This is a genomic window from Haloarcula sp. Atlit-47R, assembly GCF_003665985.1.
Lineage (GTDB): Archaea > Halobacteriota > Halobacteria > Halobacteriales > Haloarculaceae > Haloarcula > Haloarcula taiwanensis.
On record NZ_QPLQ01000009.1, the window covers coordinates 1 to 25,161 of the forward strand.

The window sequence follows — 25,161 nt, forward strand, 5'->3', positions numbered from 1 at the left end:
ATCGCGGTCTGTAGGGTAGTTTGGCCACGTGTTACTGAGCTATATGCCACGAGTCTGAACTCGTGCGACTAGCATGGCTAAATCGGACTCCGATAGCAATGGCCTCCGGCAGGATCAACCGGAATGTGCTGATATACATCAGCGGCGGAAGTGGTTGCACTCCGTCGGAAGCAAACACACTGGTTCCTACGCCAGTGTTGACTACTGCATGGGTCCGTGGGCTCACATCAGATTCCATCTTGACGGCGGACCGCAGGGGTGGAATCCTCATAGTGTGGATCTCGCCGACCCCAGAAGGGAAGACGAGTTCCGCTCGTGGCTCGGGCCGACCCAGGTGGCCGACCGAGCATGTCGACCCGGGCTCGCTGCCCGGTGCGACCTTCGCATTAGTTCAGAAGACGGGGGAACATATAAATGAATCGTCTCGGACCTGCCCTGTGCAGGACACACACGACGCATACGTAACGTGATGCCGTGACACGAATAACCGCAAGACAGCGACAGGATGTCTATGATCCAAGGTGTCTTTATATTTGGACTCTGACACAGGGCCCAGCAGCCAAGGGCCAGCAATCCATTATATATCAATCGGGAGGGTTACGAACCTGACGGTAGACAGTTGTAGTGTACTAAACGGTGTGACAAAACAAGTGTCGGGACGCCGGGGAAGCTATCGCTCAGAACAGGGGCCAGCGCTGATCGCGACAGAGAAATATCTTACCGTCATCGTGAACCAGGACGCGCGTATAGTGGTAAAATCAGGCGGTCAGCGAGTCAATGTGGCCTTCCGAACGGAGCTGGTCAGCGTCTTGTCCCTTGTAGCGCCATTCGATGTTGGCCTTCTCGTCTTGCCAGTCCCACGGTTCAGCGAGAACGATGTCGTCCTCGTTGATCCAGGTCCGGAACTTCATTCGGCCCGGAATCCGACCGAGTCGAGTTTCACCGTCCTCGCAGCGAATACGGACGTGATTCCCGCCAAGGTGCTCTGTTACCACTGCGAACATCTCGTCACTTGTAGGCATGCGGAGATTCCGCCGCCCTGAATCGTCGCTCACAGTATAAATACGGTCGCCGTCCGTATAAGTTGTTTGAGAGGCGAGATAGCGTGTACCATGCCGCCGTGCCATGACAGGAATTGACCAGTGACTATCGGAAACAGTGAAATCCAAAAACGGACTGACGACAAGACGTAGATTCAGTCGGCAGTCAGCGCCTGCGGTTCGTCAGCTTCCTCGGACATCGCATCCGTCAGTCCGGATGCGAGCGCAAACACCGCTTCCTTATGATCTGTCTTTGATTTGTGGATCGATGTCGGTTTCACACCAAGGTCGGCGTACAGATCATGCTGGACGCTTGTGTCCGCCTCGTGCTCGTAGTGGTGTTGTACCTGCGCGAGAAGGCTGTGAAGGTGAATGAGTTCTTGTTTCTTCATTAGTGTCCAATCTTATGGTGTGGAGGGTAATAGTACTACCTTGCCAACGACCCACACGTGGTGCCCATTCAGATACAGTCCTCATCAGTCTCAGGTACAAATATCGGATGGAATACCAGCGCAATAACTCCGACAACCCGGGTTTCGGCTTCAGTTGGTACTATTCATATACTTATTGCCGATGTTAAATGAAGGGTGCAAACGCAATTATGACAGTTCTCTGTCGCTACTGTTCCAAGGGAGTAACGGACTATTGACCTGCGAAGCGCTCTCAATCATGAAAGACCACGAAATATATTAGATATCGAACACTTAATACCTGGTGAGCACGTACCTATGGCCGTGATGAACTGGAAACACCCACGAGACAAAACTGCGGCTATGGCGAAACAAGAAGAAGCAGACAGCGGGACAGAGTGGTCATTCATTGCAGCGCTGGTTGCTGCTGCATAACGACTTTTTCCCGTTCAGGGTCGGGTTCTGTAGCAGCAGGTGTATGTACCGCAGACAGGGATCATCAAGTGACGGTCCTGACACCGACCGACGTATTGTGGACAACAGCGCGGTTGATGCCAGTACACTGGTATGTATGCGGTTCCGAATGGTCCGACCAGTGCGACAGTTCCTCCTCGAACAGCCGGTGCCACGCATCCGGGTACGCAGTCTTCGAGACGTTGACTGAGACGGTTGTCGCGGAAGGTGACTTGCCAGCCCGTGGCGAAACAAGCGTCCTGTTCTGGATAGTGGTCTCGATGGTAATGCGGCTCGACGACGAGAAATCCGTCTGTCCATCAAGCGAAAGGACAGAAAGGTAGACGCTGCCGCTTTCGGGAGTACACCGAAAGCCAGGTTTCCGTGAGACAACCAGTCCCTCCTCCTGAACCCGGTACACTGCACCGCTGGTGTAGACGATATCAGTCCCCGAATCGGTTTCCCGGATGAACGCTCCAGTGGAAATATTCGCGGACCGTCCGTCAACAGTCACGTTCAGGGTTGACGACCGGATGGAGAGTCCGTGGCCCTGTAGTTTCATACTCGTGGTTCGTCGTGGGGCTTCGCTCTGGATGTGGTCGTCCGTCGTCTCTGCGAACCCAATCATCGACGTTTCGGCGACATCAGTTGTCGCTCCCTGTTGAATGGCGTCGAAGGCACCAAGCCCACCAAGCGTTACCAGCGCAATGCCGGTGATGATGATACTGAACGTGAGCGTAAACGCGAGCAGGTCGGACACACCGCGGTCGTGACCGTTTGACAGTTGTGCGATCATCCGCGTGTCACCTCCATACAGTTGGCTGTCGCATTATACGAAACCGCCAGCGGCCCGCTAGAGACGACAGACGAGCAGACACTAGTTTCATTCTCGAATCGGACGACAGCGTACCGATTCAACCCTGATGCGTTCACGTACACGCGCGTTCGTGACGGGTCCCCAGTGACCTCGACATTATACGACTGATCCGCGATCCGTTCCGGGTATGTCGCTCGAAACGACACTGACGAATTGAGGGTCTCGGTATCGAATGCATCCAAGCGAATGAGGTCGCGCGCGATACCATCGCCGATGTTCTCTAGAGCTTCTTCCGTCACTCGCTCACGCTGTGACTCGACCATCTGGCTCCCTCCGATGAGGAGACCGGTCACCAGCAGCGACGTGATGCCGATAGTGAGCGCCTGCGTGACCGCGGGCGAGACGCCGCGACTGTCAGACAGGAAACGGTCGAAGGTCATCCGCCGTCCACCTCCACCAGAACTGTTCGGTTGTAGCTCGCAGATGGTCTGTCGTAGGTCACATCTATAGCAGGGACGACGGGATAGTTGACACGCGAAACTGGAGATGCATAGTTCGAGGACGGGAACGTCCCGACTGCCGCAAACCGGTATTTCCCTTCGGCCTTATTTCCGTTCTTTATTTTCACTGAGTACGGTGGGTCGAGACTGTGGTAGCTATCGAAGGAACTGCTGTTGCTTCCGACAGTGCATGACCCGGCAACCAAGTCGACGGTGACATCACCGCTGCCGTGACATTGCGTCTTGCCGTCGACTGTGACATTGTTCCCACTCCCAACAGTGCTCGGCTCGATTGACAGTGTTAGATCCGTGGAGCTGTTTCGAACACTAACAGTGAAGGTATTCATCGAACCGCCAACGACATCAGCAGTGAGGTTGAACACCGCGATACGAGAGATATCATTGGCAACTAGCCAGTCGTTCTGTGGACCACCCGATGGGTCTGGTCGCTGGAACTTGGAGGACGTGCCCGTCTGGTTTACTTCAGTGCCGAGCGACGCGGACTCGTTCAGCGTCGCGTTGAGATAGGTGCCGCCGCTGCTTGCGACAACCCGGTTGTGTGTCCGCGTGTAGTTCTGGAGCGCGTGTTCATATCGCCCCTCGAATCCGTCGAGATCGTCGCCGCGTGCCTTAATTGCAAGCACACCGAGGTCCCGCTCGACGGAGGCTTCGCGGTCAGCCGAACGCTCAATAGTATCTGCACTTCCGGTGGTCGTGATACCGTCAGTGACAGCGAGACTGTGGGCAAACAGTATCGTGCTGAACACGACAATAGCGATGGCGACGCCACCGATCAACAACAGTTGTCCACGCTCGTTGGCTACCATACGACCAGACGCACCTCCACGACATTGTAGACAATAGAGTCGGGCTCCGCGTCGGGGGCGAAATACCCGTCGACAGCCGAGAGGGACGGGCCGGTACCGCTGCAGTCGCCGATCCGGGCGGGCATATTGTCGGTCAGTGTCACTGTTTCGGTTGCGACGGCTGCATCTGCCGGCCTCTCAACGACGTTCTCGTCTGATTCCTGCGAGACGAGCGCGGTCTGTCGTGCACTCGAATCCGAGTCCCAGTAACTGAAGTAGAGGTTGTACTGTTCTCCCTGCCGGTCAAAGCTCCGATTCAACATCGACTCGAAGGCTGTGGAGCTACCCGTCTGGTTGCCGTTGAGTGTCGGTGTGCCGACGCTGTAACACGCCGTCGCGTTGTGCAGCGCTCCGGTTTCTGCCGCCAGTGATAGCGTGTCGCTCGCGCGTGTTTCCAGTGCCGCCGTCCGCTGCTGAGCGCCTGTCTGGAACGGGCCGGTGTCGACTGCTGACAGGCCGTAGACGGTCGCCGTCACAACGACGATAGCCGCGAGAACGCCTTCCAGCGTGTAGGCTTGGCCGCGCATCGTTACCACACCCTCACGACGAGCCAGCAGACCGGGTCACACTGGCCGGTTGCGTTGGTCAGTTTCACGACACGGGTCGTCGACGCAACGTTGTCTCGACCGGCGGCATCAGGCCCCCAAGCGAGCCGCTGTCCGTGGCTATCGACTGCCGGGTCCCGTGTTCCTGCTTTGAGCGCTGACGCGTTGACCACCGTTACGTTCACGCGTGGATTCACGCGGCGTTCCGTCGCGACATCGAGTCCGGCGTTGGTCTTGAGGTTATCGAGTTCGGAACTGTCCTCGTTGAGGGACTCGTTGATCCCACCGCTCGTGTTGTATCGAATGAAGTTCCGTGTCCCCTCAACCGAGTGGTTTTCAACAAGGTACGTCGCCGCCCTGTCTGCAATTGGTTGGTTACGCTGTACGTCTGGGGATTCGTACACGCCGACCGCACTGCCCTGTACGAATGCCAATACCCCGATGATCGTCACGAGCAGGACACTCACTCCGATGGCGAAGTCCTGCGGTGTTTGTGCTCTTGTATCCATATCCCACACACCCTATTTGTATTTGATACGTCCGCTGTCGACCCGCGAGTTGGATGCTAGCCCACGGCGATCCACACCACCAGTGCAATTGTCGACAGGACGACCGCGAATTTGACGCCTGCGACGAGCTTCACTTCCCGAATGTAACCGGCGATAAACGACGACAGCAACGCCTGCAGCGTCACCGCATGGAAGAACAGCATCGACAGCAGTTCCGTGTCGACGCTGCCACCGAACCCGCCGCCGGGCGCGCTCGGGTTGCTCGCCCCGGACGCCTGCGTCGCCAGCCCAGACATCACGTCGAGGAACTGTGTTTTCAGCAACGCCATCACGCCGAGCAGCGTCAGGTACGTCATCAGAATGATGACCGTCTGCATCCGCGTCCGGGATTTGCGCTCCCGTTCGATATCGTCTTGATTTTCCGAGGCCTGTGCGGCCGTCGAAAGCACGTCCTGAATCTGACTGGAGGCTTCCTGTGCCTCAGCGATGAGCTTGACCGTCCGCGCCAGTCGCGGGACGTTGTACTTGTTGTTGAATTCCCGGAGCGCATCTTTCAGGCTCGTGCCGTAGTTGACCTTCGCGTGAATGGTCTCAAACTCCTCAGAGAGTTTTCCCGAGGACGTTTCGGAGACAACCTTGACCGACTCCAAAAGCGTCATCCCAGTGTCGTTGGCCGACGCCAGCTTCCGGAGGTTCTCGGATAGCTTTCCGATGATCGCCTTCCGCGAGCGTTGGTTCCATTCGTAGAATATCATCAGCGGGACGAAATTGAGGTACATCGGGACGTACACCCAGAAAAACGTCGAACGAACCGGGACAGCGATCATCCCATCCAGCGATAGCGGGGCCCAGCCGATGACGATAGCCGCGACGACAGCGAGAATTGACAGCGGAACCGTCAGCCACAGCACCAACAGCGGATGGTCACGGAAGAACAGGTCAGGCCGTGTAAGGATAGCGAGGAGCTCGTGAGTTCCTTCCCGGCTCTTGATCCGGTCGAAGACGCTGTAGGTCCCTGTGTAGCTCTCGATGAGCCCGAGGTTGAACACGCCGACACCTTCGTCGACGACGAGTTCCTTCTCACCGGGGCTCGAACGCAGATAGCCGTCGCCGATGGAGTCCTGCGTGACAGTCGAGACGAGGACGAGAAAGCCCAGCCCGGTCAAGGGAATCAGCCCGTACACGGTGCCGTAGATGAGCGACTTCTGGGCGTTACCCATCATCGACATAATGACCAGAATGATGATGAGAAGCAGCGGGAACAGCGAGAGCGTCATGTACATCTCGCCGAACAGCTCCAGCGTCTCCAGCATCTTCTCCTGTTCCTGCCGGGCGGTTCGCATGTGTTTTTCCTTCTGATCTTCGAGGAAGGAGGTCATGTCTCCGCCGGAGTTGATGATGGAGAGCATATCCGTCAGGAACTGCGACAGTTCGTCCGAGGGGGTCTGGAGCGCTTGGTTCCGAACAGCAGTCCGGTAGTCGGTATCGAAATACTCCGTCTCCAGCACGATAGACTGGAACTCCTTTGCGACCTCACCGTACGTGTCTTCGGCCTTCCCCATCGATTGCAGAATTTCGAGTTGGTTGAGCCCGCCGACGGACAGCGCATACATGAACGAGATCGAGTCGGACAACAGGACATTGATTTCGCGCTCGCGCGCGCTCGCACGGAAGTACGGTATCGAGACCAGCGACCCGAACCCGATTCCGAACCCGATGGCACCGAATACGAACCCGGTCACGATGACGAGGAATGGGAGTTTCAGCATATCGAGGATCGCTGAGACGCTCTCAGACACCGGAATCCCGATGAGTGTCGGGGCCTCTCCACCGGTAAACAGCAACTGGACCAGCAGATACCCGAGGAACGTGCCGACGAGCCAAAGCGCCAAGCCGGCGATGACACCGACTGCGAGTGCGCGTGCAAGGAACATCTCAACGTTGTCGGCCATCCGGGCCTCTGCGAGTTTGTTCTCGACGCTGTTGACGAAGTCGCCCTCGTCGTCGAACACCATCTGGTACGCCGGGTAGAACGTGTCACCGAGGGCACCGCCGCTGCCCACCTGTTGCTGACTCGGTGTGTCGAGGCTCATTCGCTATCTGCCTCCGCACCGGCCTTCGGAACGAACTGGCCGAAGTCGATGCTGTCTTCGTCATCACTCTCCTCAGAATCGTCCATCAGCGCTGAGACGATATCCGGGGTTTCGCGGCTCTTGTAGGTGTTGAACAGCGGTTGTGCGTTATCAAGTACCTGCTTGGTCTCCTCGACCATCTCCGGCGGCGCGTCCGGCCGGGGCACCATCTCCTCTTTCTCCGGGTCGATGTCGATCTTGACGGATTCCATCTCTCGGAGGTCCTCAAGCGACAGTTCGAGCTGGTCGTTGGCGATGAGCGTGAGGATGGTCTCGGGGTCGTTGATGAACGCCTGTATTGTCGCTGCGACCTGCGTGTAGGTGTTTAGCCCCTTTTCGATGAGGTACGCGAGGACGACTTTCCGCTTGAACAGTTCCTCGTCGAGTTTGTCCTGGGTCCACCCGCGGTCGAACTTGATTTCTTCGAGGGTGTTGGAGTTCCCCATCTGGATGTACTCGTCCGTCTCGGCGCGCCACTCGTAGACGTCCCGGACGTTGATTTCGTCGTTCTCGGCGGAGTACTCGTTGATTTCGGTCAGGGACTTGTTCCGGCGGACCTTGTTCCCGTCGACCCGCGTCTGGGTCTGAATCGAGACGAGGTCGAGCGCCGTAAACAGCGTCTTCGAGACGTTGATTGGCTCGGTGGTGAACCGCTTGATGACCTCGCCCACGGAGTCGGCGTGGAAGGTGGTGTAGGTGGTGTGCCCGGTCGACATGACCTGGAACAGCGTCCGGCCCTCCTCGCCACGAATCTCACCCATGACGATGTAGTCGGGTCGCTGGCGGAGCGCGGCCTCCAGCAGGTCGAACTCGTCGACATCGCCCTTGTCGTCCTCACCGAACGAGGGGCGCGTGACGCTGGCCACCCAGTTACGCTGTGGGAGTTCGACCTCACGCGTGTCCTCGATGGAGACGATCTTGGAGTTTGACGGGATGAACAGCGAGACAGCGTTTAGGCTGGTCGTCTTCCCCGAAGCAGTACCGCCGGCGAAGATGAGGCTCTTGTTGTTCTCGATACAGAGCCAGAGGAACGCCATCTCGTCCAAAGAGAAGGTGTTCCAGTTGATGAGGTCGACCGGGGTAAACGGGACGTCCTTGAACTGCCGGATGGTGTAGTTGGTCCCGTGATCGGACACCTCACGGCCGAGCGTCAACTGCGCACGCGACCCGTCCGGGAGCGTCGCGTCGACCTGTGGCTGGCGCTTCGAGATACCCTTCCCGGAACGCTGTGCGAGTTTGACGACGAAGTCGTCGAGTTCGCCCTTGCCGTGTTCGACGTTCGAGATGATCTGCTCGTAGTCGGTGTGATAGACGAACACCCGGGAGTTGTACCCGTCACAGGAGATGTCCTCCACGTTGATGTCGTGTTTGACGCCGTCAATGCGGGCGTAGCCGACGAAGTCCCGCTTGAGCATGTACAGCAGCTTCTCGACCTGATACTCGTTTAGTTTCGGTTCGTCGTCTTCGAGGATAGCCGGTTCCGGACGTGTCGAGATGCCGGAGAGTTGCCCCGTGGTTTCACTTTGAGTCTCCTCGTCTAGTCCGAACAGCTCTTTGACCTGGCCGAGAACGCTCTCTTCGCCGCTACCGGAGACTGAGCCGTCGTAGAGGTCGTACCGTGAAAGGAGCTGTTCGGCCTCCCGCTGGATGACCTGTGCCCGGTCGGCGTCGGTCCCCTGGACGATCACGTCATCCTCAGAATACTTGATCGCGGTTTTGAGTTTGCCCGACAGGAACTCCCGAAGGTCGATCTCGATGTCGGTGAGATACGGCTCGATGACGTAGTACTTCTTCTCGTTCTCTTTCCGTGAGTGGAAGATGACGACGCAGGCGTAGGGCTTGTTCACCCAGTACCGTTCCAGTTCCCTGAAGTGGGATTTCTTCGACTGGGGAACGGCTTTTTCGAGGTCATAGCGGTTAACGACAGTTGTGTGGCCCTCCCGTGTCGAGAAGAACTCGTCTTCGTCCAGTTCCGGATTCACGTCGACGGTGTTTTCGTCGACGTACTCGTGCAGTTCACTGGCGATGCCTTCGGCGGCGGAGAGCTTGTTTTCCGTGTGTTCAGGGTCGAAGGTTAGATACTCACTGGCATCGAAAGGAATGACCTCGCCGTCACTGTCACGGGGGAGGCTGCCGTCCTCGTAATAATACTCCTGTTTGAAATGCTCCCACGTGTAGATATCTTTCGCGACTGGCGTCGTTGTTGGATCAAGATACTCTTCGAATGGCGCTTGGAGTGTTTTCCCGGCGCTCGCCGCGTTTTCGAGTCGCTGGCTGAGTTCTCTCGGCTCGAAGCCGAGGTACACGCTCCGGTCAAACCGGCCGCCGTCGTGGACCTCCCGCCGGAGATCATCCCACGTGTATTCGCCGACCCGGACAGGCTTGTCAGTCAGGCTCCCCCCACTATTGACCTGCTCTGACTCACCTCCCCCAGTATCATCGATAGCCATTGTTATTCATCTCCCGTTAGGCAGGAAAAAACTTTACCCCCATCAAATGTAACTGAAAAAGAGCTTCCGGTCGTTTGTATCACGGTCTCCTCACGGTAGTAAGTGGACCATACTGAATGTTTCGCCGACCCTTACTGTCAATTAATGAACGACTCTATCCGGGCCATCGCTTCTTTGAGGTCATCAAGGCCCGTCGCGTACGACACTCGCAGATGACCTGATCCACCCTCGCCGAAGGCTGTGCCGGGGACGACCGCGACTCGCTTTTCCTGAAGCAGACTTTCGGCGAACTCACCGGCATCGTCCCAGGGACACTCCGGGAACGCGTAGAACGCCCCAGCCGCCGGGAAGCAATCAAGTCCCATTTCTTCGAAGCGCGTGAGGACGTACTTCCGTCGGCGGTCGTACTGCGCGGCCATTTCCGTGACCTCGTCGCGGCAGTTGTCGAGTGCCTCCATAGCGGCGTGCTGAGCCGTTGTCGGGGCCGAAAGCATCGAGTACTGATGGATTCGGTTCATCGCCTTGATAGCCTCTGGCGGGGCCATCGCGTAGCCCAGTCTGAACCCCGTCATCGCGAACGCCTTGGAAAACCCGTTGAACACGACGGTCCGCTCGCGCATCCCGGGAAGGGTCGCGATAGACGTGTGGTCGTGTTCGTACGTGAGATCGGCGTAGATCTCGTCGGCGAACACGAGGAGGTCGTTTTCGCGGCAAAAGGCTGCAACGGACGCCATCTCCTCGGCCGCCATCGTCGCTCCGGTCGGATTGTTGGGGTAGCAGTACACGAGTGCGTCGGCCTCGGCCGCACCGGACGACTCCAGCACCTCTCGGGTGAGTTTGAACTCGTCTTCCGCGCGTGTTGGAACGTCAATCACGTCGATGCCGGCGAACGTCGCGCCGGGGACGTACGAGACGTAGCAGGGCTGGGCGATAGCGATTGAGTCTCCGGGGTTTAGCAGCGCCCGAAAAGCGAGGTCTAGACCCTCGCTCGCACCCGCGGTGATGAGGATTTCCTCGTCAGGGTCGTACTGCAGGTTGTGTGTCGCCGCTTCGTAGTCTGCAATGCGTTCCCGGAGCTCCCGCTTGCCGCGATTGGCGGTGTAGGAGGTCTGGCCGCGTTCGAGCGACGCGATAGCGGCTTCACGGGCCGCCCATGGGGCAGAGAAGTCCGGCTCACCGACCCCGAGCGAGATGATGTCGTCCATCTCCTCGGCCAGTTCGAAGAATCGACGGATGCCCGAGGGCGGCACGCTGTCGACTCTGTCCGCTGGCTCGAACGTCATGGTGAGACGGACAGCCGGTCATCGTCGTCGTGGTCGTCGAACTCCATCCCCTGCTCCTTGTACGACTCCATGATGTAGTGGGTTACCGTCTGCGTAATCTCGGGGATTGGTGCGATTTTGTCGCTGATGAAGTGCGACACTTCGCGCATCGAATCGCCCTCAACCTCCAGATCGAAGTCGTAGTCCCCGCTGACGAGGCGCAGTGACGTCACTTCCGGGAACTTCGCGATCCGGTCGGAGATGTCGTCGTAGCTGGTCTCACGGTCCAGCGTAACGTTGAGTTCGACAGTGGCACGGACGCGTTCCTCGTCGCTCTCGACCGCGTTCCAGTCGACGACAGCTTGATAGCCGCGAATGATGCCTGCCTCCTCAAATTCGTCGATAAGTTCGGCTACCTCGCTCTCGGAGTAATCGGTCAACCGAGCGATGTCCTCGGTCGTGTAGCGAGCGTTCTCCCGTAGCAGGTCGAGTATCTCGCGGCGACTGCTCATACAGTGCCAGCAGAGTGACGCGGACAAAAGCCTTGCTCAATAGTGGGAGAGGATCACATCATTCGGGTCGAACCACACCAGACGGTTTTAATATCTCTGCCGGTTAGATGTTGATTAATGTTCGAAGAGGGTGGCCAGCGGGCAGATTCCGACACGGGATGGGCACACATCGCGAACCACGATAAGGCGGCAACAGTTATCGACACGCTACTCCGTCTCGATGCGGACGAGACGTACACGAAAACCGCCCTGAGTGAAGCGGCCGGCGTGCCGCTGAAGACGTTGTACCTTGATGGGACGCTCGAAGAGCTAGTGACGGTCGGACTGCTGGAAAAACACGAAGCAGACGGGAAAGAGACGCTGTTCTCCGTCGACAATGGGAGCGAGGCGTTCGAGGCAGCGAAGGCTTTCGATGCCGCAGCAGCGACATCTGGCGAAGTGGACAACTGAGTAAAGCGGCTGTCACAGAAGTCAGCCCAGCGTCCGTGGACTTTTGACGGTGACAGTCGTAGTGAGAGGCGATGGTTTCACTCGATTCGGAGTCCGACGTGCTCGGACGTGGGGACAGAGCACCGACGTTCGAACTCCCGGGAGCGGACGGAAAAACGCACTCACTGTCGGATTTCACGGACAAGGACGCACTACTGGTCGTATTTACGTGCAACCACTGTCCGTACGCGAAAGCGAAGATTGGAGAGCTAAACCGTCTCGCGACAGACTACAACGATCTCGCTGTCATTGGAATCAACGCCAACGACCCTGAAGAGTACCCAGACGACTCGTTCGAGCGGATGCAGGAACTCGTCGACCGTGGAGAGATACAGTACGACGCGTATCTATTCGATGAGCCACAGGATGTCGCGGCCGCGTACGGCGCTCGCTGTACCCCCGATCCGTTCTTGTTCCGAAACGACGATGGAACGTTCAAACTGGCGTACCACGGCCGCCTCGACGACGCACCGAACCCGGACGACGAACCGAGCGAGCGGGAGATGGCTGCACACGTCGAAACGTTGCTCAGTGGCGACCAGATTACGGCAGTCGAGAAACCATCCAGAGGGTGCTCGATAAAGTGGAAGCCCGGTAACGAACCAGCCTACTGGGACGTCTGAATAGAACGGCGGAGCGCGAGCGGAAGCTTCGGGAAGTTGCGTTGCCGGAGCGAGTGACGACCTGTGGAGACCGGTCGAGACATCCCGAGCTACAGTACCTTTATGCGGTGGTGAGACATTCGTCAACATAGATCATGAAGAAGCTCATCAACGATGCGGAGACGGTCGTCGACGAGATGCTCGACGGGATGGTCGCGGCGTACCCCGACACCGTTCGCCGGTTACCTGACACACAAGTGCTGGTCCGGGACAGCGCGCCGGTCGACGACAAGGTGGCGGTCGTCAGCGGCGGCGGGAGCGGTCACGAGCCGACACACGCCGGCTATCTGGGCGAGGGAATGCTCGACGGTGCAGCGGCGGGAGAAGTGTTCACCTCCCCGACAGCGGACGAACTCGAAGCGATGGTCGACGCCTGCGACAGCGGGGCGGGCGTCCTGCTGGTCATCAAAAACTACGAGGGCGACGTGATGAACTTCGAAACGGCCGGGGAGATGGTGGAGATGGAGGGGACGGAAGTCGCCGAAGTCGTGGTCGACGATGACGTGGCCGTCGAGGACTCGCTGTACACGAGCGGTCGCCGCGGCGTCTGTGGGACGATTCTCGTCCACAAAGCCGCCGGCGCGAAGGCCGCTGAAGGCGCGGACCTCGACGAGGTACAGCGCGTGGCACACAAGGTCGTTAACAATGTCGGGACGATGGGCATGGCCCTCACCTCCTGTGTCACCCCTGAAAAGGGGGAACCGACGTTCGACCTTGGCGAAGACGAAATCGAACTCGGCATCGGCATCCACGGCGAGCCGGGGGTCGAGCGGACAGAGGCGATGTCCGCCGACGAGATTACCGAGGAACTCACCGAGGCCGTCCTCGACGACCTCGAACTGGACGCCGGCCAAGAGGTCGTCACCATCGTCAACGGGATGGGCGGGACGCCACAGATGGAACTGTTCGTCGTCAACCGTCGCCTGCAGGAACTCCTCGGTGAACGGGACATCGAGACGTGGGACGCGTGGGTGGGAGATTACATGACCTCGCTGGACATGGCAGGGTGTTCAATTACGGTCTGTGCGGTGGACGAGGAACTGAAAGCGCTGCTGGGCGCGCCAGCCGAAACACCGGCTCTGACGGTCCGATGAGCCCGGAGAGCGACGCCGCGGCCGCTGCCGTCGCGGCCGTCGAGAACGTCGCGGACAGAATCGAGACCGAACGGGAGCACCTCACCGATCTTGACTCCGCAATCGGCGACGCCGACCACGGCGGTAACATGGCCCGGGGGTGGCAGGCAGCAGCCGAAGCGGTTACCGACCTCGACAGCCCAACGGTCGAGGCGGTCGTCAAAACTGCCGGAAAGACCCTGTTGTCGGAGGTCGGTGGGGCGTCGGGGCCGCTGTACGGCGGTTCGCTCGTGTTCGCCAGTGCGGAGCTGAGCGACGGCCTCACCGCCGAATCGGCCGTCGCCTTCGCGGAGACGTACCTGGAGAAGGTGCAGGACCGCGGCGACGCGAAGGTCGGCGACAAGACGATGATCGACGCGCTCGTCCCAGCGGTTCACACGTTCAAGAAGTCCGTCGAGACGGACGACCTGCCCCCGCTCGACGCGCTCGCGAAAGCCGTCGCGGCAGCGGAGCACGGCGTCGCATTCACCGTCCCCATCCGGGCCGCAAAGGGTCGGGCGTCGTATCTGGGCTGGCGGTCAGTCGGGCATCAAGACCCGGGAGCGACAAGCACGCTGTACATCCTGGAAGAGCTGCTGGCGACGGCCGCAGATCACCTCGACCAGGTAGTCCCGTCGGTCGATGCCACCTCTCCGACGATTCCCGATGGGGAGGCGACCGAGGAATAATGGTAGGACTCGTTGTCGTTTCCCATAGTTACACTGCCGCACAGGGAATCTCGGAAATAGCCGCGGAGATGGCCGGTGAGACACCCATCGAACCGGTCGGTGGCGACAGTGACGGTGGTATCGGGACGGTCCCCGACGACATCGAAGCTGCGCTTGCTGCCGCCGACGACGGCGACGGTGTCGTTGTCCTCGTGGACCTCGGTAGCGCCGTTATGAACACCGAGGTCGCCATCGAACTGAGCGAGACTGAGGCCGCGATAGCGGACGCGCCAGTGCTGGAGGGCGCAGTCAACGCGGCGGTAGCCGCCACCGGCCCGGACGCGACGCTCGGTTCCGTCCGGGAACAGGCAGAAGCGGCTCGGGATGTCGACAAGCTCTGAAAGAAGTCATGCTGGCGGTGCGTGTTGACCGACGAGAGTTCCGGCAAGCACACACCTGACAGCCGTCGACCGAAGGCCCAGCGATGAAACGCAGGCTGTTGTGCTCCTGTTAGATTTCGTCCAGCGATTCGAACCCACTCCAGCACTCGCAATCGAGGTCGTCGATGGACGTGACTTCGTCCGGAAGCGAACTTATCGGCATCCCATCGTCAAACTCGTCACACTCCTCGATGTGGATAGAAAAGTCGCTACTCGACATGATTGGCATAGTCAATACTACCGCCTAGCACTGCAAAAATCCTCGGAATCGAGACGCACTGGCACACAGTACGAACTGATTACACAGCGAGAGCCGAGACGGATGCCGCTCGTATTAGAACATGGTCGTTACCCGGTATCGTCTGTCTAGAGAACGCTTATTTGTTGATGCCTTTATGGTTCCTGATACGATACAGTACGCAATGAACTCCGGGAGTGGGACAGTGGACCAACCTCTGAAAGAGGCGTCGTCCGTATTGGTGCTGGCACGCGATTCGAGCGACGCCGAACGAGAGGGCTGTGCAGGATTCCTGGCTGAGCAAGGGGCCAGTGAGTCGAAAGCAATCTGTGTCACAGTGACTGAGTCCCCCGATTCCCGCCTCTCGCTGTGGCAACAGCACCTCGACGACGAGATGCCCGAGGAGGCGATCATCGTCGACGCCGGCAGCGAGTTACCGGCGAACTCACAGGCAGCGGCCTCTGGCGCATTTCCCTCATTGACGCTCGATACCCTCCCCGGGACAGTGGCCCCGATAGATATCGGCGCGACCGTCTCCCGACATCTCGGTCGACTGAAACAGTCGGATGCGCCGCTACTGCTCTGTCTCCATTCAATAACTGGACTGCTCGAGTCCTGGGAGCGTGACCGCGTCATCGCGCTGGTGACCGCATTGAACCGCCAGTGTGCCGAGATGAACGTCTCAAGCCACCACCACATGGACCCGGAGGCTCATACGGAAGAGACAGTTGAGATGTTTCGGCCGCTGTATGATGTCGTCTACGAGTATCTCCCGGGCCACGGCTGGACCGTCACGGCGTCGAAAGACGCAGAGGAGTCGCCGACGTTTCGGAATACCGTCACCCCACCCGGCGGCGTCAAGAAGGGCGACCCGGAGGAACCCGAAACGATTCCGATACCGTACTCGTTTGATCAGGTGCTGGAGCTGATCTCCGCCCCGCGGCGACGGAGTCTCCTGTATCACCTGAAAGACCGGTCTGAAACCGAGATCCCACTTGACGACCTCGTCGACCGCGTCTACGAACGCGAAAAGGCGATTCCAGCCAGGGAGACGCCAAAATCGCGCGACGAAGTGGGCGTATCGCTGGCACACAACCACCTGCCGCGGCTGGACGATCTCGGGATTCTCTCATACGAGACGGCGGCCAACACTGTCGAGTACTATCACAATCCCGCGCTGGAGTCGGTCATCCGGTACGTCGAACGCCTCGAACTCGGTTAGTCCCGGCCTGGACCCACTCATTTATGTCACCGCTCCCGACATAGCCCGACATGGATGAAACCCCGCTCCCGGAAGTGACAGCGCAGTTCGCCCGGACACTGGCACCGGCCAGCGATGCAGTCATCGAGGAGATGGACGCCAAAGCCAACCGGGAAGGATTCCCGACGGTCGGCCCCGCAGTCGGCGGGTGGCTCCGCCTCGTCGCCCGGATGGTCGACGCCGACCGCGTCTTCGAGTTCGGCTCCGGCTTCGGCTACTCGGCCTACTGGATGGCTCCAGCCGTGCCCGACAGTGGGCAGATCGTTCTGACGGAGATTGACGCCGACGAACTCGAAGACGCCCGTGAGTTCCTCGACCGCGGCGGGTTCAGCGACCGGGCAGCCTTCGAGCACGGGGACGCAATCGAAATTGTCGAGGGGTACGACGGCCCGTTCGACGTTGTGCTCATCGACAACGAGAAACACCGATATACAGAGGCCTTCGAGGCTGTCCGGGAGAAAGTGCCGGTCGGCGGGGCCGTAGTCGCCGATAACATGATCGAGGCCGGGCCGCTGGAGTTCGAGGCAGTCCGGGCACTGCTGGACGGCGATGACATCGATGCGAACGAAACGAGTCGCGGTATCGCCGCGTATCTCGAATGCGTCGGCGACGACCCGGAGTTCGAGACAGGGCTGTTGCCGCTAGGCGAGGGCGTTGCCGTGAGCGTCCGTATGGAGTGAGCGGCACAGGACCAACACGCTCTGATTCTCGCCGACGAAAATGCGGGTGCATAGCTTATGTATGAGGCCACACAACTCAGCGGCAACGCTGGTCCTAACGAATGAGTCTGATGATAGATATTCGGAAGCTCGGGTTGTTCAATCAGATGGCTAAAGAGGGCGGCAACACCGTTGCGAACCACCTCAGCCAGATGACAGGGATGGAGACGGAGATGGAGATCACGAAGATCAACTTCATCGATATCCCGGATATCAAAACACACGTCGGCGACGAGAAGCAGATCGGTATCAGTATCGAAATGGTCGAAAAGCCCCATGGGCATATCCTGTTCCTGTTCAACGCCGCCAGTGCGAAGGACCTCGCTACTGGGATGATCGGCGATATGGGTGAGACAGACCCCAACGCGAGCGGTTTCACCGATATGGAGCGATCAGCGATTCAGGAAATCGGCAACATAATGACCAGCGGCTTCATCGACGGCTGGGCGAACGTGCTCGATACCACCATCGACATCTCCACGCCGAACTTCACGTTCGGCCCGGGGAGTGGAATGGTGGACCAGCTCGTCGGCGATCGGGACAACGAGATGGCGCTGATGTTCGACTCCCGCGTCCACGCACTGGAGTCCGATATCAACGTAAAGGTGTACACGTTTCCGGAACTCGAAGAACTGGTCGACCTGATGCAGGAAATCGAAGTGTAAGCAGGCCGTAATGATGGAGACGGCGGGCGCGACGGATGAACTCCTTGTCCTTCATAAAAGATTTAGCAGTGTTTCTTGTATCGTGGGCCCTTGCGTCATGATATGCCAGGAGGTAGCCCACAAACTCTCCGACCGTTCCTGTGGCGTGCAGAAACACTATATCCGGACACAGAGGTCGTCTCTCGTACCCACGAGGGCATCGTCCGTCACGACTACGCCGAATATGCCGAGCGGACGGCGCAGTTAGCGAACGCAATCGAGGCAGCCGGCTATGGCGACGGCGAACGACTCGGGACGTTCTGCTGGAACCACAGCCGTCACTTCGAGACGTACTTCGGGGTGCCGGGGACCGGTGCGCAGCTACACACGATCAACCCGCTCCTGCCCGACAAACACATCCAGTATATCGTCAGCGATGCACAGGACGAACTCATCTTCGTCGACGAATCGCTCCTGCCGAAACTCGAGGGTGCCGCCGCCGATGATCCCGACTCCTTCGAAACGGTTGAGCAGTTCGTCGTGATGAGTGAGTCCGTCCCGGACACTGACCTCGATGCCGTTGCCTACGAGTCGTTCATCGCCGACCAGCCGACGGAGTACGACTGGCCCGAACTGGAGGAGGAGCGTCCTGCCGGCCTTTGTTACACATCCGGCACGACCGGGCGGCCGAAAGGCGTTGAGTACACCCAGCAGATGCTGTGGAGCCACACGATGGCGATTCAGTCGCCACAGGGGATTCCGCTCGACGACGACGACGTCGTGATGCCGGTCGTCCCGATGTTCCACGTCAACGCGTGGGGCCTCCCGTTTTCGGCAACTGCTGGCGGGGCCAAGCACGTCTACCCCGGGCCACAGCCGGAGCCGGCGGACCTCGCAAAGCTCATCGAGGAAGAGGATATCACCGTCACGGCTGGTGTCCCGACTGTCTGGCTGGGGCTGATGGAGTACATCAAAGAGAACGATGTCGACCTCTCATCGCTTGAGCGGCTCATTGTCGGCGGAAGCGCCGCGCCGGAAGCAATGATTCGGTTCTTCGACGACCATGACGTGGAACTGGTCCACGCCTGGGGGATGACCGAGACGGCTCCGGTGGGTGCGGTAGCGTCCCTGCGGAGTGACTTGGCGGACGCTGACTACCAGACGCAGCTAGATAAGCGGGCAAAGCAGGGGCTCGTCACGCCCGGGCTGGAGTTCCGTGTCATCGACGACGACGGCAACGAGGTCCCGCACAACGGCGAGGACTTCGGCGAACTCCACATCCGCGGCCCGTGGGTGACCACGGAGTACTTCAAGCGGCCGGAGGCAAACGAACAGGAGTTCGAGGACGGCTATCTGAAGACCGGCGACGTGGTGTCCGTCGACGAGGACGGCTACATCAAAATTGTCGACCGGGCGAAAGACGTCATCAAGAGCGGCGGGGAATGGATCTCCTCGCTCGAACTGGAGAACGAACTGATAGCCCACGACGACGTGAACGAAGCGGCAGTCATCGGTGTCCCACACGAGCGCTGGCAGGAGCGCCCCCTCGCGATGATCGTTCCGACAGCCGACGCCGACGAGGAGACGCTCGGTGATGAACTCCGGGCGCACATCCTCGACTCCTACCCCAAGTGGTGGGTCCCGGACAACTTCATCACCATCGACGAGGTACCGAAGACAGCAACCGGGAAGTTCGACAAGAAGTCGCTCCGTGACGAGTACGCCGACGAATCGCTCGTTGAGGGCCGCGTTCCTGACGATGCCGCACCTGAGTGAGAGAGTACGGTACAGTTACTGGACGCCTGCGACGAGATCCCGAACTTCGGTCCGGTAGGTGGCTGGCTGGAGGCCGAGGTCGACGTCGACGGAGACCGTGATGCCGTCGCTCAGGTCGGTTTCGACGGTCTGTGCGAAGTTCTGCGCCGGGTACGCACCCCCGGAGATGATGACAAAATCACCGTGGTGCCAGACGGCGAACATCGCCGAGATGTCGATATTGCTGGCCGGTATCTCGACCGCCTCATTTTCCGTCACCGCAAAAGAGATTCCCTCGAACGGGTACACAGCGGACAGTTCGACCGTTTCGGCCGTCTCACCGGTGGCGATATCGATTGTTCCCTCGCCGGATTGCTCGATGTCTGTCAGCCCCTGCGCTTCCATCTGTTGTTCGAAACTGTCGCGAGCGTTTGTTCTGACTTCCGAAAGTAGTTCCTCGCGGCCCGCGCCAGCCGGGAGATTGTCGAGGTTCGGGCTGAAATCCACTCGCGTGGCGAAAAACACGGAGAGCGCAGTCTGGACCTGGTCGAGGGTACGGCTGGCGACGCGCTCCTGTAGCTGTTCGTCGACATACTGGACCGTGCTGGAGACGGCCTCGACCGAAACCGGACCGTAGCTTCGGTCGAACACTGTGTCCGAGGACTGGTCCGTTCGCGTCCAGCCACCGTCTTTCAGTTGTGCTGTCGGAACGTTCGGTGGCGGTGCCTCGGCTGCAGCCAGAAACGAACACCCCGCAAGCCCGGCGGTTCCGAGGGTTGCTCCGGCGAGCAGGTAGTCTCGACGATTCATGTTCGAGGAAGGCCACAGCCATGCAAAAGCGTGCTGGCCGATTATCAGGAGTTTCCGGGAAACAACTACGACGGTGTTTGGCAGAGTTCCACGGAGTATATGAGTACACAAACCATGATATTTGCCATGGACCTACTATCCGAGAAACTCGTTCCGGAGCACGCACACGAGGTCAAGGAAGAGGCTCGGGAGTTCGCCACGGAGCACATCGAACCAGTTGCAGGGGAATACTACGCGTCCGGAGAGTACCCCTGGGAAGTGCTCGAAGCGGCGACGGAGGCCGGACTCGTCGCTCAGGATATCGGCGAAGAGTGGGGTGGGAGCGGCTACGACCTCCAGCAGATGCTTGCGATGGCGGAGGAACTGTACAAAGCCGACGCAGGGATCGCGCTGACGATTCAGCTCGCTAGCTTCGGCGCAGAGATTGTCGAAGACCACGGCGCGGACTGGCAGAAAGAAGAGTTCCTCAAGCCCGTCGCCGGCGGTGACCAGCTTACTGGCCTCGCTGTCTCCGAGCCGGAGACGGGGAGCGACCTCGCCGGGATGACGACGGCCGCCGAGAAGGATGGCGACGAGTGGGTGATCAACGGCGAGAAGTACTGGATCGGCAACGGGGTCGAGGCGGACTGGGTGACGCTGTACGCCAAGACCGGCGACGACCCGAACGACCGCTATGGGAACTACTCGATGTTTATTGTCCCGACGGATGCCGACGGCTACCACGCCGAACACATCCCCGAGAAGATGGGCTTCCGGGCGTCCAAGCAGGCCCACATCGTGCTTGACGACTGCCGGATTCCGGAAGAGAACCTGATCGGCGTCGAAGGGGCTGGCTTCTATATGCTTGCCGAATTCTTCAATCACGGTCGCGTTGTCGTCGGCGGCCACGGCATCGGTCTCGCTGCGGCGGCCATCGAAGAAGCCTGGGAGTTCGTCCACGACCGCGAGGCCTTCGGCAAAACCGTCGACGAGTTCCAGGCTGTCCAGCACAAACTGGCCGATATGCAACTCGGCCTCCAGTCCGCCCGAGCCCTCACCTGGCACGCGGCCGAGCGCGTCGCCAATCAGGAGAACGCCGGCTACTGGGCCGCGCTGGCAAAGACCAAGGCGACCGAGGCTGCGATGGACTGTGCGGAGAAGGGGATGCAACTCCACGGCGGCCGGTCCGTGCTAACGGAGAACCGGATCTCCCGCGTGTACCGCGACGTTCGGATTCCGGTCATCTACGAAGGAGCCAACGACATCCAGCGGAACCTCATCTACAACCAAGCCCCGATGTAACCGGTCGGTATCAGCCGACAGACACCGGTTGATTGATTGGGTCACGGACAGCGTGTTTTTCCCGGGAACACCACCCTTCGAGTGTTCTTTGGGGAATCTGACTGGCCAGCTGTCGCTACGACGGCAGTTCACCCCTGACAGTCTCCACAGCCCGAATGTACCAACTAGACTGGTCAGTACGCTACTGTACGCGGTCTGTGTGGGTCATACTGAGCTGGTACACCACCCTACAAGTGTTCTGACATCACCACCCAGCTGACCCGACACCACTATACAAGTGTTCTATCACCACCCTGCGAGTGTTTTTAGTTCGGTTGCAACCAGACTAGAACAGTGAACACGCGTTCACACACCACCCTGCAAGTGTTCACACGGCGGTGTACAGACATCTGAAATTCCCGAAGACACCACGCTGCAAGTGTTTTATTGCGTTGTTCGGAGTCTCAACGCGTCCCCTCACACCACCGTGCAAGTGTTTCACGTACTAAGCGAGAAGACTGTATCGGAACACCACCCTGCAAGTGTTTCAAAAAGACCGTTTTGGGCGGTTTTGCCGTCGGATCGAGGGTTCACACCACCCTGCAAGTGTTTTCGAAGCGGAATACCGTGGGGCTGTGGTAGCGAAAGAGGACACACCGGTCTGCAAGTGTTCTACACACCGCAACGGGGACCAGATGCCTGCATAGTCGCATCCAGCTTATTATTGATTGTGGGTACACACACCACCGTGCAACTGTTCTTGTCGTCACGATATGGAGACTGCCGCTGAACACACACACACCACCGTGCAAGTGTTCTGCCGCGTGAGCCGGAAGGGGTGTGCAAAAACGTGGGCTACGTGAACTGCCAGAGGTTCTGTTGCTCATCGTCAGTGGTGTCCGGTGCCTCGAATTCAGTCGCCTCGTCTTCCAGATAGTGTTCGAGAATTCCGTTGACGTTACTCGGTACGGCATCACTGTAGGATGACTGGAGGGCGGCGTTGATGATATCGGTCGGGTCGTCGGTGACTTCGTAGATGTACTTGCGCCCGCCCTTGCGACCAAGGTTGCGCTCGGCTGAGCGGACCAGCCCCTGCATCGAAAGCTGGTCAAGGAACTCGTAGATTTTCCGCTCAGACTTCACACGGCGGCCGCTCGACTCCGCGATAGAGGAGTAGAGGTTGTAGATCCGTTTCGTCGACGCTTCGTGTTTTGGTTCGATAAGTGCAAGCGTCGTCGCGAGATACGTTAGCGCCTGCTGTGAACTCAGGTCGTGCTCGAAGTAATCCAGCAGTTCGTCAGTCTCGATGGTGTCTGTCGCCCGCCGTGTATGGGCTTCCGTCACACCGTCTGCGCCTTCCATCCGCGCGTACTCCCCGGCTTTTTCCAGAATTCGAAGCCCCTGTCGAACGTCGCCCCGTTCCTGTGCCGAGAAGGCCGCCGCAAGCGGGACGACATCTTCGCCGAGTACGTCTTCCCGGAACGCGATGTTGGCGTAGTAGCCCAGAATGTCGCGAAGTTCGGTCGCGTCGTACGGGCCAAACTTGATCTCTCGCTCGCCCAGCGTCGATTTTACCTTGGGTTCCAGCACGTCGACGAACTTGAGGTCGTTCGAGATACCGATGAGTCCGACCTTCGCATCGGTGATCGGCGTGTTCTCGTTCGCTTCAGCCCGTGGCAGTTCGTAGAGGAAATCGTTCCGCGCGTCCGCTGGGATGTTGTCAATCTCGTCCAGAATGATGAGGACGTTCCCACCAACAGCTTCAATCTCTTCGTAGAGAAATTCGAAGACGCTGTCAGTGCTGTAACCGCTCTCCGGGAGTTGGTTCTCAGGATCCCGGAACTCGTTGACGAGCGTGTTCACCAGTGCATACGCTGACCGGTAGTTCCGGCAGTTTATCGGCCCGACAACGGTGAGCGGGATGTCCTCGGCCTCGGCCTTCTCCTCGAGTTTGTCCCGTACCCACTTCGTAACCGCCGTCTTTCCGACTCCTGTTGGGCCGTAGACGAAGACGTTGTTGGGGTCGTGGCCGACAATGACATCCTGAAGCGCGTTGATGTAGAACTCGATCTCCTCGTCGCGGTGAAATATCGTATCCGGCGTGAACGTGTCTTTTTTCAGCGGTTGCTTTCGTTCGAAGATTGCATCAGTCCCATCGAACGGGTTCTCGTTCACGTCGACCATGTATGCCACCTTTCGAGTGACTCTATATAAAACCAGTGACCACCGTTCAAGTGTTTCAAGTGTTCCTACGTCGAGCAGTCACACACCACCCTGCAAGTGTTTCTCCACTCCATCTCGAAAACAGGCACGAACGGTCCGCTACGTCGAGAGCTGAGCTAACACACTTGAGTCCTGCGATTCTTGCTTCTTCGATTCAGAGTAGATATAGAACTAGAATATAATTCTTATATCTTGTTGTACATGCAATTTATACCGGTACATGTTGAATAGCGTGTTCTACAGATTTCCCACCAATAAGCCTCTCATCGCACCTAAATCACCGCATTGAGCTACTGGCCAGATCACATAATCTCAACAGACCAGAGCAATCTTGCGTCCGCTTAAATAAGAAAAAAGGGGCTCCACCCCTCCCCACCCCCACCCCTGCAAATGCCAAGAACACTTGCACGGTGGTGTGTGTGGGTCCCAATCTGTGAGCGAGATTTGGTATAAAAACGCCCCGGCGTCTGTCTGGCATACAGTTACATTCCACAGTGAACCGCAGACAGAACCGATCCTACCCACGACACGCGGCATCGTCTTTACTTTGTGACAGCCCGTAGACGCCGTATGGACGATCTCACAGTAACGTTCGTCGACCGGGGCCGCGTACAGGCTGACCGAAACTTTGTCGTCGATGGACACAGCGTTGCGACGGCCTCGAACCGCGACCCGGAACACGAGTACGAAACGTACGTCGTGTGGAACCTTGTCATCGAAACGCCCGAGTTGACCGTCCTCTGGGACACCGGCTCGCACCCGGAGGCTGGAGCCGGGTACTGGCCGACACCGCTGTATGAGGCGTTCGCGCACGTCGATGCCGCCGAGCACACTCTGCCAGCCGACCTAGAAGATGCAGGCTACAGCGTCGACGGCATCGACGCCGTCGTGATGAGCCACCTGCACCTGGACCACGCCGGCGGCCTGCACAACTTCGCGGGAACAGACGTGCCGATCTACGTCCACCGTGACGAACTCCCATTCGCGTACTACAGTGCTAACACCGACGAGGGTTCTATCGCCTACCTCGCCAGCGACTTCGACCGCGAGTTGAACTGGGAGGTCGTCCACGGCGACAGCCATCATCTCACCGACGGTGTCGAACTGCTGCACCTCCCCGGACACACGCCGGGACTCATGGGCGCGTTCATCGACCGGCCGGAACAGCCGCTGCTGGTCGTCGGCGACGAAGCGTACGTCGAGGCCAACTACGCCGGCCAGCCCATGGCGACGAGCCTCCTGTGGAACAACGGCGCGTGGAAGGAGAGCCTCGAACGGTGCCGCGACCGCCAGCGTGCCACAGGGGCCGAAGTGCTGCTCGGCCACGATCTCGCGGTGTTTGAGGACGCATCCGGGACGATGGACTGAGACACGGTTCGCGTCA

Annotated in this window: 25 protein-coding genes and 1 rRNA gene; 11 read left to right on the plus strand and 15 right to left on the minus strand. The window is 59.0% G+C overall.

The window, feature by feature from the left end:
• The 12 genes from DVK00_RS19775 to DVK00_RS19830 all read right to left on the minus strand — a co-directional run.
• Positions 1–125 (minus strand): 16S ribosomal RNA (locus tag DVK00_RS19775); the annotation flags it as partial.
• Between the two features lie 633 nt (positions 126–758).
• Positions 759–1,055, minus strand: coding sequence for a translation initiation factor eIF-1A (locus DVK00_RS19780; protein WP_049919665.1), 297 nt, complete (start codon positions 1,053–1,055; stop codon positions 759–761).
• A 140-nt stretch (positions 1,056–1,195) separates the two neighbouring features.
• Positions 1,196–1,432: a UPF0058 family protein gene (locus DVK00_RS19785; RefSeq protein WP_101350317.1), complete on the minus strand. Its 237-nt coding sequence runs from the start codon at positions 1,430–1,432 to the stop codon at positions 1,196–1,198.
• A 517-nt stretch (positions 1,433–1,949) separates the two neighbouring features.
• Positions 1,950–2,699, minus strand: coding sequence for a hypothetical protein (locus DVK00_RS19790; RefSeq protein WP_101350318.1), 750 nt, complete (start codon positions 2,697–2,699; stop codon positions 1,950–1,952).
• The gene (locus tag DVK00_RS19795) at positions 2,696–3,160 is read right to left on the minus strand and encodes a hypothetical protein (protein WP_121538574.1); all 465 of its coding nucleotides are present in this window, start codon (positions 3,158–3,160) and stop codon (positions 2,696–2,698) included. The genes DVK00_RS19790 and DVK00_RS19795 overlap by 4 nt, the downstream gene beginning before the upstream one ends.
• On the minus strand, positions 3,157–4,047 hold the full coding sequence (locus tag DVK00_RS19800; protein WP_101350320.1) for a hypothetical protein: 891 nt from the start codon (positions 4,045–4,047) through the stop codon (positions 3,157–3,159). Before DVK00_RS19800 ends, DVK00_RS19795 begins: the two co-directional genes overlap by 4 nt.
• Complete coding sequence (locus tag DVK00_RS19805) at positions 4,041–4,613, minus strand: hypothetical protein (protein ID WP_101350321.1); 573 nt, start codon at positions 4,611–4,613, stop codon at positions 4,041–4,043. Before DVK00_RS19805 ends, DVK00_RS19800 begins: the two co-directional genes overlap by 7 nt.
• 2 nt (positions 4,614–4,615) lie before the next feature.
• The gene (locus DVK00_RS19810) at positions 4,616–5,140 is read right to left on the minus strand and encodes a hypothetical protein (RefSeq protein WP_101350322.1); all 525 of its coding nucleotides are present in this window, start codon (positions 5,138–5,140) and stop codon (positions 4,616–4,618) included.
• A 56-nt stretch (positions 5,141–5,196) separates the two neighbouring features.
• Positions 5,197–7,233, minus strand: coding sequence for a type II secretion system F family protein (locus DVK00_RS19815; RefSeq protein WP_101350323.1), 2,037 nt, complete (start codon positions 7,231–7,233; stop codon positions 5,197–5,199).
• Positions 7,230–9,722, minus strand: a complete 2,493-nt coding sequence (locus DVK00_RS19820) for a type II/IV secretion system ATPase subunit (RefSeq protein WP_101350324.1) — start codon at positions 9,720–9,722, stop codon at positions 7,230–7,232. Before DVK00_RS19820 ends, DVK00_RS19815 begins: the two co-directional genes overlap by 4 nt.
• Before the next feature lie 137 nt (positions 9,723–9,859).
• Positions 9,860–11,005: a pyridoxal phosphate-dependent aminotransferase gene (locus DVK00_RS19825; protein ID WP_101350325.1), complete on the minus strand. Its 1,146-nt coding sequence runs from the start codon at positions 11,003–11,005 to the stop codon at positions 9,860–9,862.
• A complete protein-coding gene (locus tag DVK00_RS19830) occupies positions 11,002–11,496 on the minus strand; it encodes an Lrp/AsnC family transcriptional regulator (protein ID WP_053969292.1) in 495 nt (164 codons plus the stop codon). The genes DVK00_RS19825 and DVK00_RS19830 overlap by 4 nt, the downstream gene beginning before the upstream one ends.
• Before the next feature lie 117 nt (positions 11,497–11,613).
• Here DVK00_RS19830 and DVK00_RS19835 point away from each other — a divergent pair, with 117 nt between their 5' ends.
• The 5 genes from DVK00_RS19835 to dhaM all read left to right on the plus strand — a co-directional run bounded on the left by DVK00_RS19835 (position 11,614) and on the right by dhaM (position 14,828).
• Positions 11,614–11,946: a hypothetical protein gene (locus DVK00_RS19835; protein ID WP_101350326.1), complete on the plus strand. Its 333-nt coding sequence runs from the start codon at positions 11,614–11,616 to the stop codon at positions 11,944–11,946.
• Between the two features lie 71 nt (positions 11,947–12,017).
• A complete protein-coding gene (locus tag DVK00_RS19840) occupies positions 12,018–12,608 on the plus strand; it encodes a thioredoxin family protein (RefSeq protein ID WP_121538570.1) in 591 nt (196 codons plus the stop codon).
• Positions 12,609–12,742: 134 nt separating this feature from the next.
• Entirely contained in the window at positions 12,743–13,741 is a 999-nt protein-coding gene (gene dhaK, locus DVK00_RS19845) for a dihydroxyacetone kinase subunit DhaK (protein ID WP_101350328.1), read from the plus strand.
• Entirely contained in the window at positions 13,738–14,448 is a 711-nt protein-coding gene (gene dhaL, locus DVK00_RS19850) for a dihydroxyacetone kinase subunit DhaL (RefSeq protein WP_121578425.1), read from the plus strand. The genes dhaK and dhaL overlap by 4 nt, the downstream gene beginning before the upstream one ends.
• On the plus strand, positions 14,448–14,828 hold the full coding sequence (dhaM, locus tag DVK00_RS19855) for a dihydroxyacetone kinase phosphoryl donor subunit DhaM (protein WP_121578426.1): 381 nt from the start codon (positions 14,448–14,450) through the stop codon (positions 14,826–14,828). Before dhaL ends, dhaM begins: the two co-directional genes overlap by 1 nt.
• A 109-nt stretch (positions 14,829–14,937) precedes the next feature.
• On the opposite strand, the gene DVK00_RS21890 is transcribed toward dhaM, so the two are convergent.
• Complete coding sequence (locus DVK00_RS21890; protein ID WP_014040640.1) at positions 14,938–15,096, minus strand: hypothetical protein; 159 nt, start codon at positions 15,094–15,096, stop codon at positions 14,938–14,940.
• A gap of 193 nt (positions 15,097–15,289) precedes the next feature.
• Here DVK00_RS21890 and DVK00_RS19860 point away from each other — a divergent pair, with 193 nt between their 5' ends.
• The 4 genes from DVK00_RS19860 to DVK00_RS19875 all read left to right on the plus strand — a co-directional run bounded on the left by DVK00_RS19860 (position 15,290) and on the right by DVK00_RS19875 (position 19,505).
• The gene (locus tag DVK00_RS19860) at positions 15,290–16,327 is read left to right on the plus strand and encodes a hypothetical protein (protein ID WP_101350331.1); all 1,038 of its coding nucleotides are present in this window, start codon (positions 15,290–15,292) and stop codon (positions 16,325–16,327) included.
• A gap of 50 nt (positions 16,328–16,377) precedes the next feature.
• Positions 16,378–17,046, plus strand: coding sequence for an O-methyltransferase (locus DVK00_RS19865; protein ID WP_121578427.1), 669 nt, complete (start codon positions 16,378–16,380; stop codon positions 17,044–17,046).
• Positions 17,047–17,147: 101 nt separating this feature from the next.
• Entirely contained in the window at positions 17,148–17,750 is a 603-nt protein-coding gene (locus DVK00_RS19870) for a chemotaxis protein CheC (protein ID WP_049944153.1), read from the plus strand.
• A 102-nt stretch (positions 17,751–17,852) separates the two neighbouring features.
• A complete protein-coding gene (locus DVK00_RS19875; RefSeq protein ID WP_121578428.1) occupies positions 17,853–19,505 on the plus strand; it encodes a long-chain fatty acid--CoA ligase in 1,653 nt (550 codons plus the stop codon).
• A gap of 15 nt (positions 19,506–19,520) precedes the next feature.
• Here the strand turns inward: DVK00_RS19875 and DVK00_RS19880 are convergent, their stop codons facing one another.
• Positions 19,521–20,294, minus strand: a complete 774-nt coding sequence (locus DVK00_RS19880) for a DUF6517 family protein (RefSeq protein WP_101350334.1) — start codon at positions 20,292–20,294, stop codon at positions 19,521–19,523.
• 126 nt (positions 20,295–20,420) lie between these two features.
• On the opposite strand from DVK00_RS19880, the gene DVK00_RS19885 reads away from it, so the two are divergent.
• On the plus strand, positions 20,421–21,575 hold the full coding sequence (locus tag DVK00_RS19885) for an acyl-CoA dehydrogenase family protein (RefSeq protein WP_101350335.1): 1,155 nt from the start codon (positions 20,421–20,423) through the stop codon (positions 21,573–21,575).
• An 834-nt stretch (positions 21,576–22,409) separates the two neighbouring features.
• On the opposite strand, the gene DVK00_RS19890 is transcribed toward DVK00_RS19885, so the two are convergent.
• Positions 22,410–23,738 (minus strand): Cdc6/Cdc18 family protein, encoded by a 1,329-nt coding sequence (locus tag DVK00_RS19890; RefSeq protein WP_101350336.1) that lies wholly within the window; start codon positions 23,736–23,738, stop codon positions 22,410–22,412.
• A 609-nt stretch (positions 23,739–24,347) separates the two neighbouring features.
• On the opposite strand from DVK00_RS19890, the gene DVK00_RS19895 reads away from it, so the two are divergent.
• A complete protein-coding gene (locus DVK00_RS19895; protein WP_101350337.1) occupies positions 24,348–25,145 on the plus strand; it encodes an N-acyl homoserine lactonase family protein in 798 nt (265 codons plus the stop codon).
• The last annotated feature ends 16 nt before the right edge of the window (positions 25,146–25,161 follow it).